Source organism: Curtobacterium sp. NPDC087080, from assembly GCF_044745105.1.
Taxonomy (GTDB): domain Bacteria; phylum Actinomycetota; class Actinomycetes; order Actinomycetales; family Microbacteriaceae; genus Curtobacterium.
On record NZ_JBIUZP010000003.1, the window covers coordinates 298,273 to 312,787 of the forward strand.

Annotated in this window: 14 protein-coding genes; 3 read left to right on the forward strand and 11 right to left on the reverse strand. The window is 72.9% G+C overall.

The window, feature by feature from the left end; genetic code table 11:
• Positions 1-136: 136 nt before the first annotated feature.
• From ACIPEQ_RS09685 to ACIPEQ_RS09700, 4 genes are all read right to left on the reverse strand, one after another.
• On the reverse strand, positions 137-2,581 hold the full coding sequence (locus tag ACIPEQ_RS09685) for a bifunctional lysylphosphatidylglycerol flippase/synthetase MprF (protein WP_402714964.1): 2,445 nt from the start codon (positions 2,579-2,581) through the stop codon (positions 137-139).
• A complete protein-coding gene (locus ACIPEQ_RS09690; RefSeq protein ID WP_402714965.1) occupies positions 2,578-3,906 on the reverse strand; it encodes an alpha/beta hydrolase in 1,329 nt (442 codons plus the stop codon). Before ACIPEQ_RS09690 ends, ACIPEQ_RS09685 begins: the two co-directional genes overlap by 4 nt.
• Before the next feature lie 171 nt (positions 3,907-4,077).
• Positions 4,078-5,781 (reverse strand): hypothetical protein, encoded by a 1,704-nt coding sequence (locus ACIPEQ_RS09695; protein WP_402714966.1) that lies wholly within the window; start codon positions 5,779-5,781, stop codon positions 4,078-4,080.
• Between the two features lie 93 nt (positions 5,782-5,874).
• Entirely contained in the window at positions 5,875-7,233 is a 1,359-nt protein-coding gene (locus ACIPEQ_RS09700; RefSeq protein WP_402714967.1) for a hypothetical protein, read from the reverse strand.
• A gap of 111 nt (positions 7,234-7,344) precedes the next feature.
• Between ACIPEQ_RS09700 and ACIPEQ_RS09705 the strand changes: the two genes are divergently transcribed.
• Complete coding sequence (locus ACIPEQ_RS09705) at positions 7,345-7,776, forward strand: GNAT family N-acetyltransferase (RefSeq protein WP_126892230.1); 432 nt, start codon at positions 7,345-7,347, stop codon at positions 7,774-7,776.
• A 79-nt stretch (positions 7,777-7,855) separates the two neighbouring features.
• Here ACIPEQ_RS09705 and ACIPEQ_RS09710 read toward each other — a convergent pair whose 3' ends face one another.
• The 3 genes from ACIPEQ_RS09710 to ACIPEQ_RS09720 are packed head-to-tail and all read right to left on the reverse strand — an operon-like array spanning position 7,856 to position 9,378.
• Positions 7,856-8,383: an Lrp/AsnC family transcriptional regulator gene (locus tag ACIPEQ_RS09710; RefSeq protein ID WP_126892229.1), complete on the reverse strand. Its 528-nt coding sequence runs from the start codon at positions 8,381-8,383 to the stop codon at positions 7,856-7,858.
• Between the two features lie 58 nt (positions 8,384-8,441).
• Positions 8,442-8,957 (reverse strand): hypothetical protein, encoded by a 516-nt coding sequence (locus ACIPEQ_RS09715; RefSeq protein WP_402714968.1) that lies wholly within the window; start codon positions 8,955-8,957, stop codon positions 8,442-8,444.
• 31 nt (positions 8,958-8,988) lie between these two features.
• On the reverse strand, positions 8,989-9,378 hold the full coding sequence (locus tag ACIPEQ_RS09720; RefSeq protein WP_250368287.1) for a DUF5997 family protein: 390 nt from the start codon (positions 9,376-9,378) through the stop codon (positions 8,989-8,991).
• A 33-nt stretch (positions 9,379-9,411) separates the two neighbouring features.
• Here ACIPEQ_RS09720 and ACIPEQ_RS09725 point away from each other — a divergent pair, with 33 nt between their 5' ends.
• Both ACIPEQ_RS09725 and ACIPEQ_RS09730 read left to right on the forward strand, forming a co-directional pair.
• Positions 9,412-10,200, forward strand: coding sequence for a LysR family substrate-binding domain-containing protein (locus tag ACIPEQ_RS09725; protein WP_402714969.1), 789 nt, complete (start codon positions 9,412-9,414; stop codon positions 10,198-10,200).
• Positions 10,197-10,667, forward strand: coding sequence for a GNAT family N-acetyltransferase (locus ACIPEQ_RS09730; RefSeq protein ID WP_402714970.1), 471 nt, complete (start codon positions 10,197-10,199; stop codon positions 10,665-10,667). The genes ACIPEQ_RS09725 and ACIPEQ_RS09730 overlap by 4 nt, the downstream gene beginning before the upstream one ends.
• Before the next feature lie 62 nt (positions 10,668-10,729).
• Here the strand turns inward: ACIPEQ_RS09730 and ACIPEQ_RS09735 are convergent, their stop codons facing one another.
• From ACIPEQ_RS09735 to ACIPEQ_RS09750, 4 genes are all read right to left on the reverse strand, one after another.
• Positions 10,730-11,365 (reverse strand): DNA-3-methyladenine glycosylase I, encoded by a 636-nt coding sequence (locus ACIPEQ_RS09735; protein ID WP_402714971.1) that lies wholly within the window; start codon positions 11,363-11,365, stop codon positions 10,730-10,732.
• A gap of 35 nt (positions 11,366-11,400) precedes the next feature.
• The gene (locus ACIPEQ_RS09740) at positions 11,401-11,835 is read right to left on the reverse strand and encodes a VOC family protein (protein WP_402714972.1); all 435 of its coding nucleotides are present in this window, start codon (positions 11,833-11,835) and stop codon (positions 11,401-11,403) included.
• Between the two features lie 570 nt (positions 11,836-12,405).
• Positions 12,406-12,732 (reverse strand): hypothetical protein, encoded by a 327-nt coding sequence (locus ACIPEQ_RS09745; RefSeq protein ID WP_194074877.1) that lies wholly within the window; start codon positions 12,730-12,732, stop codon positions 12,406-12,408.
• 24 nt (positions 12,733-12,756) lie between these two features.
• Positions 12,757-14,427, reverse strand: a complete 1,671-nt coding sequence (locus tag ACIPEQ_RS09750) for a sodium:solute symporter family protein (RefSeq protein WP_066655354.1) — start codon at positions 14,425-14,427, stop codon at positions 12,757-12,759.
• Between the last annotated feature and the right edge of the window lie 88 nt (positions 14,428-14,515).

The following is a 14,515-nucleotide window of genomic DNA, read 5'->3' on the forward strand; positions in this document are numbered from 1 at the left end:
GGGTGTTGCGCCCGGTGACGGAGGAGCGGCCCGGGGCCGACCACGGGGCGGACGGGAGGCGCGTGGCGGAGGCGCGTCGAGCCTCCCGTCCGCCCTGGGGTGCGGTGCGCGACGGGCGCACCCGTCCTGACCGGCGTCAGCTCCGGCCGCGCACCAGCGCCACCGCCTGCCGCAGCGACAGGTCCGGCAGGTAGGCCCGCACGACCGCGACCCCGATCGCCGGGAGCGCCACCGGGTCCGGGTAGGCGAGCACGAGCGGGTGCAGCTCGGGGCCGAACTTCGCCTTGAAGCGCAGCAGCGAGCGGAAGCCGTAGACCGGCTCGAGCACGCCACCGACCAGGTCGAGCAGGTCCTGCACGCCCTCGCCGGCGGGGGCACCCTCGGCGGACTGCGCGAGCGGTGCCGCGGACAGGCTGAGCCGTTCGACACCGTCCTCCCGCATGCGCTGTGCGGCGCTGGCGACGAGGAACTCCATCGTGCCGTTCGGCGCGGCGGCCGTGCGGCGCATGACGTCGAGCGTCCACCCGACGACCCTGCCGGCGCGGTGGCTCGGCAGCCAGCTCGTGACCGCGAGGACGGTGCCCTCGGGGTCGAGTGCGACGAGCGTCCGGACGGCAGGGTCCCGCATCTCGTCGACACCGCCGAGCGTGAAGCCCATCTCGGGCAGCTCCCGCTCGGAGACCCACTCCTCGGAGATCGCCTCGATCTGCCGCACAGTCGCCGGGGGCAGGTCCTGCCACGAGGACCACAGTGCGGTGATGCCCTCGCGGTCCGCCTTGTTCACGGCGGTGCGGACGTCCTGCTTCTTCTTGCCGCTCGTGGTCCAGGTGCGGGGGTCGAGGTCGGCGTCCTCCGCGACCGGCAGCGTCTCCCAGCCCTGCGCGGTGAGCGTGCCGGCGGCCTCGGCGCCGATCCCGTAGAACACGGCCGTCCAGCCGTTGTCGTCGCACCACCGGGCGAAGTCGACCATCGCCGCGTCGCGCGCGTCCGGCCACCCGAAGGGACCACCGACCGTCACCGCGACCCGACCGTTGCGGCGGAAGGCCACGCCGGCGCGGCCGTCGTCGCTGAACCAGTACGCGTTGCCCTGCCAGGTCGTCATCCACCCGAAGGTGTCACCGCCGGCGGCCTCGAGCAGCGTCCGGGCGCGGAGCCGGCTCTCGCGCAGCCCGTCGGCGTCCGCGTCGGGTTCCACGGCGCCGGTCGGCCGGACGGCGGCGCCGGCGACGACCAGCCAGAGCACCGGTCCCGCGGCCCCGAGCACGAAGCGCAGTGCGGGGTCGAGGGTGGCCAGCCGGTCCCAGAACACCACGGGTGACAGCGGGCCGAGCGCGGCGACGACGAGCCGCAGCGGGTCTGCGACCGTCTCGCGGGTCGAGGCCGCGGTGACGAGCACGACGGTCGTCACGACGACGAGCGCGCCGAGGACGACGACGGCGAAGGTGACGACGCGTCGGCGTGCCGGCAGCACCGTGAAGGACCGGCGGAGCAGCACGAGCACGAGTGCGGTCGCGAGCGGGACGACGACCGACGCGATCACGGAGACGGTGACCACGAAGCGGTTCTCGGCGCCGTGCAGCTTCGCGGCCCCGGCGGGCAGGAGCCCGTACGTCACCGCGGCCGCGACGGCGAGCACCACGTCGACGACCACCGCGAGCCAGACCGCGAACCGGCTCCCCCGGAACAGCCCGAGTCCGGCGACGAGGAGCACGAGGAGCGGCGCGACCGCGAGCACGAGCGTCCACGGGTCGGTGGCCCGGTACGCCAGGAGTCCCCGGAGGCACTCGCCCGACGCACTGTCCGCGTGGCAGCCGTGGACCGGGGTGACCGGCCCGGTGCCGACGACGGCCGCGAGCGGGGCGAGGAGCCCGACCCGGGCGCGGGAGACGAGCGCGATGACCGGTCCGACCGCGGACACCAGGACGACGGTGCCGAGCAGGACGCGCGTCTCGCGGTGCGAGCTCCGGGTCCACCCGAGCCGGGCGGGACCGCGACGGAGCAGGTCACCGAGCAGCCAGCCCGCCGCGGTAGCGAGCGTGGCGTAGAGGTCGGAGGCGTGTCCGGCGTAGAGCAGCAGCGCGGCGACGACGGCCACGGCGTTGACGCGGATCCGTCGGCGCCAGAGCGGACCGGCGAAGGCGCTCGCGGTGACGATCGTCCCGACCAGCGCGGTCCAGGGATCGAAGCTCGTGGCGCGTCCGAGCAGCAGGCTCCCGACCTGGCGGCCGTCCTGGTCGACGAGCGCGGTCAGGGCGCCGAGACCCGTGCCGACGACGGTAGTCACGACGAACGCGAGCGCCGTCCTCCGGCCGCCCATGAGTCGCTCCGACGCCCCGACGAGCACGACGACCCCGGCGAGGGTGAGCACGAGTGCCAGCACCCCGGTGGTGACGGCGAAGACCCGGAAGGGCCCGAAGGGCACCGCGTCGAGGGTTCCGGTGCGCCCGACGACGCGGACGACGAGACCGGCGACCGAGGTGAGGAGCACGAGGACGAAGACGACGGCGGTGACCGGGTACCGCCGGACCGACCGCACGACACGCGACCACACGGCGGCCGCTCCTGATCCGATCCTGCTCACAGCGCACCGTCCTGTTGCGGGAGACCGAGGTGTGCCAGGACGACCGGCAGTCCGTGCGCGAGCACGTACCGGACGGTGTTCCAGTCGTGGGCCGATCCCGGCGACACGATGACCTGCGTCTGCATGCCCGCGCGGACCGCTGCTGCGTGCAGGGTCTCGGTCGACGCCCGGTAGGGGGCGTCCATCGAACCGTAACCGAAGACGGTGAGGTGGTCGTGGTACTGCCCGTGTGCCGCCATGATCGCGACCGGTGCCGCGGCGCGGTACGCCGCCGTCGAGCCGCCGAAGGCCAGCTCGGTGCTCGTGTGCGCGTTGCCCGTCACGGGGGCGAGCTCGCTCGAGATCGCGAGGGCGGTCCCGAACACGTCGGGGTGCTCGGTGGAGAACTGCATCGTGCAGGTCGCACCCTGGGAGAACCCGAGGATGCCCCAGGCTCCGGGGCCGGTGGCGACCGGCAGGTGGTGCTCGATCCAGTGCACCGTGTCGGTCATCACGTAGGTCGCGCTCCGGCCGAGGCGGCGGGAGTCGACGCACATCGGGTTGCGGTTCGGCGCCGCCAGCTGGTCCGGCGAGACGACGATCGGTGCGAGGCCGTGGTGCGCGGCGGCGTAGCGGTCGAGGAAGCTCCCGAGGTCGCCCGTCTGGAACATGTCGGCCGGCTGCCCGGGCTGCCCGGAGAGCGCGACGATGACGGGCAGCCGTGGCGGGTCGGCCACCTGCGCGGCCGGCGGGAGCCAGACCACCGCCTTGCGCGCCCGGAAGTGCGAAACCGTGCCGGGGATCTTCACGCTGATCGTCTCGCCCTTGGACGGCATGCCGGCCGGGGCGTGCCAGTCCGCCGCGTCCACCTCGAGGTGCGAGCCGGTACCGTCCACTGTCCGCAGGTCCCGCGTCGGGTAGGGGTTGGTGGCGACGGCCTGCTCGATGTTCTTGTAGAAGCCGAAGTCCACGTTGACGCCGAGACCCGCCGACAGCACGAGTGCACCGGCGGCGGCGACGGCGAGGACCCGCGCGAGCCACCCGCCCTGGACCGCCACGACGAGCAGCAGTGCCACACCGGCGAACGCGAAGGCGATCCACATCCGGGTGACGGGGGTGAACTGCACGCCGAAGTCGTCCTGCACGTCGCCGGTCCACCACACCGCGGCGAGGCCGACGGCGGCTCCGACCGCGGCTCCCCCGACGCGCACCGCGGCGCGGCGGAGTCGGTGTCGCTCCCGCCGCGGACCGATCAGCACCCATCCGGCGAGGACGGCTGCGATGACGTACACCGGGACGAGCAGACTGCTGCCGGTGATCGGGACGCGGAGGAGTTCGTGGAGCACGGGTTCATCGTGGCCCCGCACCACTGCCGCACAGCCTCGGAACCGCTTCCACTGCACACAGGTTGGGCACTGATCACTCCCAGGGATGCTCCAGTCCGTCCACAGTCGCGCCCGGTCGGCGGACACGGGTCGGAGGGGCGCCGCGGACGACGCCCCTCCGACCCCCTGGTGTCAGGCGGTGCGCTTGCGGAGCAGGAGCATGCCAGCGCCCAGGAGCAGGAGCAGGAACGCGATGCCCGCGGGGACCGTCTGCGAGCCGGCCCCGGTGTACGCGAGCCCGGGCTGCGCAGCCGCCGCAGGAGCGGTCGCCGTACCCGTCGATGCCGACACGGTCGGCCGGGAGGCACCGGTCGCCACGACCGCGCCGGCCGCGGTGACGTCCGTGGTCGCGACCGGGACGGTGGTCACGCCGGGCAGGGAGGTGCCGGGAGTGGTGCCGCCGGGCACGGTCGTGCCGGGGTCGGTGCCCGGGTCAGTTCCAGGGTCCGTGCCCGGGTCCGTGCCGGGGTCGGTACCCGGGTCCGTACCCGGGTCCGTTCCGGGGTCGGTACCCGGGTCTGTGCCGGGGTCGGTACCCGGGTCAGTACCCGGGTCCGTTCCGGGGTCGGTACCCGGGTCCGTGCCCGGGGTCGTGGTGCTGGTGCCGTCACCGACGATGCCGATGCCGTTCCCGCCGATCGTGATCGGCACGCTGATCACCGGGATGACCTGCGTCCCACCGAGCAGGCCGCCGTCACCGGAGGTCGTGCCACCCGCGGTCGGGGTCGTGCCCGAACCCGTGCCCGAGCCCGCGCCCGGGGTCGTGGTGCTGGTGCCGTCACCGACGATGCCGATGCCGTTCCCACCGATCGTGACCGGGACGGACACGACCGGGGCGACCTGCGTCCCGGAACCCACGCCGTCGTCACCCGACGTCGTGCCACCCGAGGTCGGGGCCGGAGCCGAGCCGGCGCCCGGATTGGTGCCGGTACCGGGCATCGAGGTGCTGGTGCCGTCACCGACGACGCCGATGCCGTTCCCACCGATCGTGATCGGCAGGTCGACGACCGGCGACACCTGCGTGCCACCCAGCACCGCGTCGTCACCCGACGTCGTGCCACCCGAGGTCGGGGCCGGAGCCGAGCCTGTACCGGCGGTCGGCGCCGTGCCCGTCGCGGACCCGTCACCGAGCACGCCGATGCCGTTGCCGCTGACGGTCACCGGGACGGACACCACCGGGGCGACCTGCGTCCCGGAGGCGATGCCGTCCGACCCGGACGTCACCGGCTCAGCGGCCGCTGCCGCCGGGCTGCTCGTCGCCGGGGCCGGAGCGGGCGCCGGGGCCGGAGCGGTCGCCGGAGCGGCTTCCGCATCACCGACGACCCCGACGGCGTTGCCGGAGACCGACACCGGAGCGGTGACGTCACCGACGACCTGGGTGCCCGACGCGACACCGTCCGAGCCGGACGTCGTCACAGCCGGAGACGCAGCCGGAGCGGGTGCCGGCGTCGGCGCGGTCGCAGCGGCGTCGCCCGCGACGGCGACCGCGTTCCCGGTCGCCTGGACCGGCGCCGTGACGACGGGTGCGACCTGGGTCCCGGAGGCGATGCCGTCCGAGCCCGAGGTGACCGGCGCCGGGGCCAGTGCAGGTGCCGTCGGGGCGGACGCGGCCGGAGCCGCCGGAGCCGGTGCGGCGGTGGAGACGGCGTCGCCGAGCACCCCGAGGGCGTTCCCGGAGACGGACACCGGCGCACTGATCGACGGTGCGACCTGGGTGCCGGACAGGAGGCCGTCGTCACCGGAGGTCGTGGCAGCGTTCGCCGCGCACGCCCCTCCGAGCGTCAGGCCGCCGACGAAGAGGGTGAACCAGAGCCCTCTCGAGACGTACTTGTTCATGGTCGTTCGTTCCTCTGCTGATCGAGATCTGTCGTCCGACCGCGATGGCGGTCGGGTGGTGCGTGCCTGCCGTGCCGGACAGGCGCACCGATCTCAGTCAGGAGCGACGTCGTGGTCGCCGACGACGGACGCGGGGACCACGTCGTCGGCGAGGTTGCCGCGCGACCCCGCGGCGAGGGAGAACCGGACACCGGACGTGCCGTCGAGTGCGACGGGCGCAGCGCCCGCGGACCCGGAGGAGGCACCGCCGGTGGTGCCCGAGACACCCGGGCCGGACGGGAGGCCGTCGTGGCCGTCACCGTCCGCCGGGACGCGGAGTGCTGCGCCGCCGACCGTCGCCGCGACCGGGGCGGCGGCACCGACGACGGTCGCGGCCGTGGAGCGGTCGGCGACGATGCCGCGGTCACGTGCCCCGTCGGCCGGTGCCGGAGCAGCGGCGGTCGCGACCAGCGCAGCGCGCGCGGCGTCCGGAGCAGCCGTGGCGGCGGTGGACGAGGCGGCAGCGGGTGCGCTCGGCCGGGTGTCCCCGGGGAGTCCGACCGAGCCACCCACCGGAGTCGGCGCGGTCTCCGGGACGGGCAGCGCGCCTCCCGGCAGGAGGGGCGGCAGGGCCGGCGTCACGGGGAGCGGCAGGAGGGGCGGGAGTGCGTCCTCGACCGGCGGGAGGACCTGCTCGACCGTCCCGGGCAGCGAGCCGACGGTCGACCCGACACCACCGACCACGTCGTCGACGATGCCGGTGACCGGTGCGGTCACGCTGCCGACGGTGTCGCCGCCGAGCAGGTCGCGGGTCACCGGGAGCGCACCGACCACGCCGTCGACGGCGTCGACGACGCCCGCCACGGGGCGGGCGTCGGAGACCGACTGCACCGTCTCGGTGACGGGCTGGAGGACGCCGGTGAGGGTGCCGGTGAGCGGCCGGGAGGCACTGCTCGCCTCGGTCGCCTCGCCGGCGGTCGTCGGCGTGGCCGGGACCGCGGCGGCGCCGGTCGGGAGGGGCGCCGGAGCCGGCGCAGTCTGCGGGACGGCGGGGACATGCTGCGGGGCCGGGGCCGGCTGCGGGGCCGGAGCCTGCTGGGCGGCCGGTGCCGCGGGGGCGGCCGGCGCGGCGTGCTGCACCGGCGGCGCGGCCGGGACCGGTCGCGCGGGAGCGGGAGCAGCCGGAACCGGCGCAGGAGCCGGAGCCACGGCGGGCGGAGCGACGGCCGTGCGGGCGGGGGCGACCGCACGGTCGACGACCTCGCGGACACCGTCCGCGGCGCCCTGCACCGTCCCACCGACTTCCTGGACCAGCCCGCCGACCAGCCCGCGTTGCTGGGGAGCACCCTCGGCCGCTGCGGCCGGACGGGCGCCGAGGAGCAGCGAGAGCAGCACGAGCGCAGCGGCGACACCGACGCCGACGCCGACGGTCCGGAGCAGCGCGCGCCAGGGGTCGCGCAACGGCTGGTCCATGCGCTCACCTCCTGATCTCGGCTGCGCACGTAGAGTGGTTGACCGGCACTGTACGCCGATCGATCCCGGACCGGAACCGGTCTCGGAAGGAATTCTCAGGAAAGGCCGCACGTGGTCTCGATCTTCTCCGCCCCGACGCGCAACCTCGACATCGTGACGCTGCACGAGATCCTCCGGCTCCGGCAGGACGTCTTCGTCGTCGAGCAGGAGTGCGCCTACCCGGACATCGACGGCCGCGACCTCGAGCCGGGCACGGTGCAGTTCTGGGCCGGTCAGGGCTCGGTCGACGCCACGCTCCGACTGCTGCGCGAGGACGACGGCACGGAGCGCATCGGTCGCGTCGCCACCGCCCGGCACGCCCGGTCGCAGGGGCTCGGAGCGCAGCTCATGGAAGCGGCGATCGCGGAGTCCCGCTCGTCGTCGATCGCGATCAACGCCCAGGCGCACCTCGAGCAGTGGTACGGCCGCTTCGGGTTCGTGCGGTCCGGTGACGACTTCCTCGAGGACGCCATCCCACACGTCCCGATGACGCGCACTCGCTAGTCGTCCTGCCGTCCGGATCCCGCGCGGGCGGGACGTGGTCGGTCCGGGCGGGGCCGGGCGCGGGCGTCGTCGGTCGGGGTCAGGCGCGCCAGCGCCGCAGCTCGTCGAACGACCGACCCTGGTGCGCCCGGTCCGCGACGAGCCGTTCGAAGACGATGTTCGTCTGCGTCGTCGCCACCGCCGGGTCCCCGCTCAGCTCGTCGGCGACGAAGTCCCGCAGCTGCTCGGTCGAGGTGCACGCGATGTGCACCAGGAAGTCCTTGTCACCGGCGAGGAACGAGACGTCCTGCACGACGGGCACCCGGAGCAGGCGCTTCGCGAAGTCGCGGAGCTCGTGCCGGGCCGCGGCGTGCACCCGGACGGACACCATCGCCTCGATCGCGAACCCGAGCCCGGCGACGTCGACGTCCGCCCGGTAGCCGCGGATGATCCCGGCGTCCTCGAGTGCCCGCACGCGCGTGAGGCAGGTGGACGGCGCGACCCCGACCGCAGCGGCCAACCGGTTGTTGGGGATCCGGGCATCGGCCGCGAGGGTCCAGAGGATGCGCTCGTCGACCTCGTCGAGGCGCGGCGCGGGGTCGGGGCGACGGACGGTTCGGTCGGACACGCCCCGAACGTTACCGCCGGAGGGCCCCGGCGTCGGGTCGCGGCACTCCGCGCCCGCGCTACATCGCCAGGGTCATCCCGACCACGGCCACCGTCATCGCGAAGACCTCACCGCTGCGGACGGCACGACGGTCCTCGCGCGCCCACTCGTACCGGAGCAGCCAGCCGCTGAACCCGCAGTAGCCGATCACCCCGGCGCCGAGCACCGCGGACAGCGCGATCCCGTGGCCGGCGTGCCCGTCGGCGAGACCGGCGGCGTGCCCCATCAGCAGCATGCCGGCCATGACGACCGAGGACAGCGCCCGGTGCACGTCCATCGGCTCCGCCCGGCGTCCGTCGGGGCGCCGGCGCCGCAGCACCGGCAGCGGCGCCAGCAGCAGCAGCGCGGTGGCGGCGAGCAGCGTCCACGACGGGCCGGCCTGCACGACGGGGAGCACCATCGCCACGAGCATCACGGCGGCGGGGACGATCACGGCGGGACGGGGCCGGTAGCGGTCCCCCACGATGCAGCACACCGACGCGAACTGCGGCACGACGAGCATCGCGTCGGCGACGGTCTCGTGCACGGCGGTCATGGCGAGCTGCGTCCGGGGTGGGTCCGGTCGGTCAGTCCTGGGCGCGGGCAGCGGCCTTGTCGGCGCGCTCCTGCTTCACGCGGGCGTTCTCGGCGTGCACCTCGGCCTGCGTCGCACGCTCGCGCACCAGCCACTCGGGCATCTCCTGCAGCAGCGCCTTGACCTCGGCGGTGGTCAGGGGCTCGTCGACGCCGGCACGCACGAGGCCGGAGATCGACACGCCGAGCTTCTGCGCGACGACCGGACGCGGGTGCGGCCCGTCGCGACGGAGTTCCTCGAGCCACGCCGGCGGCTGCGTGCGGAGCTCGTCGAAGGCGGTCCGGGTGACCGGCTCCGCGCGGAACGACTCCGGGGCTGCCGCCAGCAGGATGCCGAGCTTCTTCGCAGCCGTCTCGGGCTTCATCGTCTGTTCCTGCGCCATGCGTACCAGGGTACGGCCCCTACACTCGGTTGCATGACCGCGGCCCTCACCATCGCCTTCGTCCCGGGGGTCTCCCCCGCGAAGTGGGTCCGGGTCTGGCGGGAACGCTTCCCGGACGCCGAGCTCGGCCTGCTGCCGATCGGCCCGACCGAGGTCGACGAGGCACTCACCGGCGAGGCGGACATGGCCTTCGCGCGGATGCCCGTCGGCGCGCACCTCAACGCCATCCCGCTGTGGACCGAGACCGCCGTCGTCGCGATGCCGAAGGACGCACCCCTCGCCTCCTCCGACGTCGTGGCCGAGGCCGACCTGGACGGCGTGCACGTCGTCGACGCCGGCCCGGTGCCGGAGGACGTGACCGCTGCCCTCGACCTCGTCGAGGCGAACGTCGGCGTCGTCGTGCTCCCGCAGTCCCTCTTCCGCGCGGCCAGCCGCAAGGACCTCGTGGCGAAGCCGCTCGACGGCGCTGCGGGCACCCGGATCGCCCTCGTGTGGCGCGACGCCGACGCGTCCGACACGACCGAGGAGTTCATCGGCGTGGTCCGTGGCCGCACCGCCAACAGCTCGCGGAACGCCGCGGACCGCCCGGGAGGCGCGACGGACGCCGACGACAGCGGCTCGCGCGGTGCACGGGACGGCTCCGGAGCCGGCCGCGGCTCCGGCAGCGGAGTCCGCTCCGGCGGCGGCAAGGCCACCGCGAAGCAGAGCGCCGGCGGCAAGGCGGGCGGCAAGAACGCCCGCAAGCCGCGCGGGTCGGGACGACCGGGCACCCAGCGGCTCGGCAACGGCAAGCCGAAGCGCGGGTCCAAGGGCAACCGGTGACGGACACGCGGCTCGTCCCGATGCCGGCCACGCGCCTCCCGGCCTGGCTGGACCGCACGATGGCGGAGTACGTGGACTCGCGGATGCGGGCCGGCGAGACCCGCGAGCAGGCCGAGGCGAACAAGCAGCGGTCGCTCGACCAGTGGTTCCCGGACGGGGCGCCCCTGCCCGACCACTTCGTCTGGGACCTGGTCGACGACGAGGACACCGTCGTGGGCTACCTCTGGATCGGACCGTTCTCGCCGGGCAGCACCGAGTGGTGGGTCTTCGACGTCGAGGTCGAGGAACAGCACCGCCGCCGCGGCCACGCCCGTCGAGCGCTCGAGGCCGGACAGCGTGTCGCCCGCGAGCACGGCGCCGCGAGCATCGGGCTCAACGTGTTCGGGTACAACACCGGCGCGCAGGACCTGTACGCCTCCCTCGGCTACCGCGTCACGGCGACGCAGATGCAGCTCCCGCTCGACTGAGCAGGGTCGACGCGGGCCCGAGACGCCGTCCGCCTCGGCCGCGTCGTCGGGCTCGGTCTCCGTCAGGCCCAGACGCCGGACGTGCCGCGACGGTGACTGCCGAGGAGGTGCGTGTCGACGATGCCGAGTGCCTCCATCAGGGCGTGCATCGTCGTGGGCCCGACGAACGCGAACCCGCGCTTCCGCAGGGCCTTCGACAGGGCCACGGACGCGTCGCTCGTCGTCGGGACCTCGGCGATCGTCCGCGGCGCCGGTGTCGCGTCCGGCCGGAAGGACCACACGAGGTCGGCGAGGCCGCCGTCGGCACGCAGGGCGATCGTCGCGTTCGCGTTCATGATCGTCGCGCGGATCTTCGCCCGGTTCCGGACGATGCCGGCGTCCCCCATCAGACGCTCGACGTCGTCGTCGCCGAAGGTCGCGACCACGTCCGGGTCGAAGTCCGCGAAGGCCGCTCGGAAGGCGGGGCGCTTGGCCAGGATCGTTCGCCAGGACAGTCCGGACTGGAAGGCCTCGAGCGACAGCCGCTCGAACACCCCCCGTTCGTCGCGGACCGGCATGCCCCACTCGGTGTCGTAGTACTCGCGGAGCATCGGGTCGGTCGCGGCCCAGACCGGACGTGCGAGGCCGTCCTCACCCGTCACCAGGCCGTCGGGGGTCGCCGTCGGGTCGTCGGGGGTCGCCGTCGAGTCGTCGCTCACCCGTCCATCCTGGCCGAACGCACCGACGACGCTGGTCACCCTTCGGTCTCGTCGCCCGTCATCGCGGCCTGGTCCATCCAGACGTACTCCCACCGGTGGCCGTCCGGGTCGGTGAAGCTGCGCTGGTACATGAACCCCAGGTCCGTCTCGGGGCGGTCCTCGTTCCCGCCGCTCGTGACGGCGGCGTCGACGATGCGGTGCACCTCGTCCTTCGAGGCTGCGCTCAGCGAGTTGATGACCTCGATCGTGCTCGGGTCGGCGATCGTCTTGTCCGTGAACTCACCGAACTTCGCGTGGGTGAGGAGCATCACGTACACGGTGCTGCTGACGACGATGCACGCGGCGGTCTCGTCGGTGAACTCCGGGTTCACCGTGTACCCGAGCGCCTCGTAGAAGCCGACTGCTCGGTCGAGGTCGGCGACCGGCAGGTTGATGAACACCATCTGTTCCACGGTGGTTCCCTTCGTCATCACCAACCTGGCCCTGCGGTGCGCGGTCCGCAACTGTCCGGGCCGCACGGGCACTGGAATGTCGTACGCTACGGCGGGGTCGACGGGGCGAGCGGTCTCGACAGCGCAGATCCCCGGGCCCCGCGCTGGCTGCAGGTAATCCGGGGATCACTTCCGACGGAGAACACTCCGCCGACATGTCGATGCTATTGACGGCCAGCCGCGGCCGTCAACCTGTCGATGAGCCATTCCTTGCACTCGCGGACATCGCATGCGGTGCGCATGCTCGCGGGTTGCTGCCGGCCCGCGCCGACGACGTCCTCGTGGTCGTTTACCAGCCCAGGACAGCGCAAAACCCCGGTCCCGCGCTGGCTGCAGGAAACTCCGGGGCTCACTTCCGGCCGAGCAGCACCCGACCGACATGTCAATGCTGGGCATGCCGAACGACACCGTCAAGCCCCATGGGCCTCCGGGGCGCCCGGTGTCCCCCAGAACGCTTGAAGTGGGAAGCGAGAACGGGCGTACCTGGTCGGATCGACCGACCAGGTACGCCCGTTCTCAGCAGGTGTGCCCGTTCCCGCAGGGGCGAGCTCAGACCCGCTCGCGCCCCTCGCCCGCGGCGCGCTGGTCGGCCTCGGCCTCGGCCTGGCCGACGATGTCCTCCGCCGGCACCGGGTTCAACCGGTCCCACAGGAAGAAGAGCAGCCCGCCGACGAGCAGCGACAACCCGACCCACAGGTTGATGTGGATGCCGCCGGTCTTCTCGGGGTCGGTGTCCCAGTGGACGATCCCGACGATGGTGGTGATCACGCCGTAGAGCACGAACAGGCCGCCGAGGATGCGGCGCAGGTCGAGTCGGCGGGTGGAGCGGACGAGGGCCGCCTGCTCCTCGGTGAGCTTCGTGGTGTCCTCACGCATGGGAGTACTCCTTCGGGTCCGGGCCTAGAGGAACGGCAGGTAGAGGGCGACGCAGAGCACGAGCGCGACGGTGCCGAGCAGCGCGGGCGAGCGGTACCAGGCGGTGTCCGTCGCGACGGCCCCGGCTGTCATGTCGATCTTGCCGACGCCGTACACGAGGCCGCCGAGCTCCGACACGTCCTTCGGCTTCGTGGCGAGCGAGACGAGCACGCCCACGACGAGCACCGTGACGAACGAGATGATCGCGCCGTACATCGTCTCCGCGGTCGCGGTCGAGAAGAGCGACGGGTTCACCAGGTAGGCGATCCAGGTGATCGTCGGCGTGACGATGCCGAGCACGTAGCCCCAGAGCGCGCCCTGGGTGGTCATCCGCTTCCAGAGCAGTCCGAGGATGAAGACGCCGAACAGCGGGGCGTTGAAGAACGAGAACAGCGTCTGCATGTAGGTCATGATGTTGCCGGCCTGCGCGGCGAGGAACGCCGTGCCGATGCCGACGACCACGCCGACGACCGTGACCCAGCGGCCGGTCTTCAGGTAGTGCAGGTCGGGCATGTTCGGCTTGATGTAGCGCTGCCAGATGTCGTACGTGAAGACGGTGTTGAACGAGGACACGTTCGCCGCCATGCCCGCCATGAACGAGGCGAGCAGACCCGTCACCGCGATGCCGAGCACACCGGTCGGCAGGTACATCTGGATGAGCTTCGGGATGGCGTCGTTGTAGGTCAGCTCCCCCGAGGCGAACTGGTTGCCCACGACGGCCGCGGCGATGAGACCCGGCACGACGACGATGAACGGGATGAAGAGCTTCGGGATCGCCGCGATGAGCGGGGTCCGGCGGGCGGCCGACATGTTCTTCGCCGAGAACGCACGCTGCACCTCGGTGAAGTTCGTCGTCCAGTAGCCGAAGGAGAGCACGAAACCGAGGCCGAGCACGATGGCGAGCCAGTTCGCCCCGATCGGGTTCGTCACGTCGCCGATGCCGGTGCCCGTCCAGGCCTGCAGGTGCTGCACGCCCTGGGTCTGCTTGATCGCCTCGGTCAGGCCACCCCAGCCGCCGACGCGGTGCAGGCCGACGATCGTCAGCGGCACGAGGCCGGCGATGATCACGAAGAACTGCATGACCTCGTTGTAGATCGCGCTGCTCAGGCCACCGAGGGTGATGTACGCGAGCACGAACGCGGCGGACACCAGGATGGCGAGCCACTCCGGCCAGCCGAGCATGGCCTCGATGACGATCGCCATCGCGTAGAGGTTGATGCCGGCGATGAGCACGTTCGACACCGCGAACGCGATCGAGTTCACCAGGTGCGGCGCCTTGCCGAAGCGGCGGAGCATGAACTCCGGCACCGACCGGACCTTGGACCCGTAGTAGAAGGGCATCATCACGAGGCCGAGGAACACCATCGCGGGCACGGCACCGATGAGGTAGTAGTGCAGCGTCGCCATGCCGATCTGCGCGCCGTTCGCCGCCATGCCGAGGATCTCGGTCGCACCGAGGTTCGCCGACACGAACGCCAGGCCGGTGATCCAGGCCGGCATCGAGCGGCCGGACAGGAAGAAGTCCATGCTCGTCCGCACCTGCTTGCGGGCGGTGAACCCGATGCCGATGACCACCGCGAAGTACACGATGATCATCAAGTAGTCGACCCAGCCCAGTTCGAGCCGGATCCCGTTGGTCGCCGCAGCGAGAACCATGCGATCTCCACATCAGTGTGTTGCAGTCGGCAACTGCGCCGACCCGAGCGGGAACGTTACACCGCGATGTGACCGTTCACACACCCGA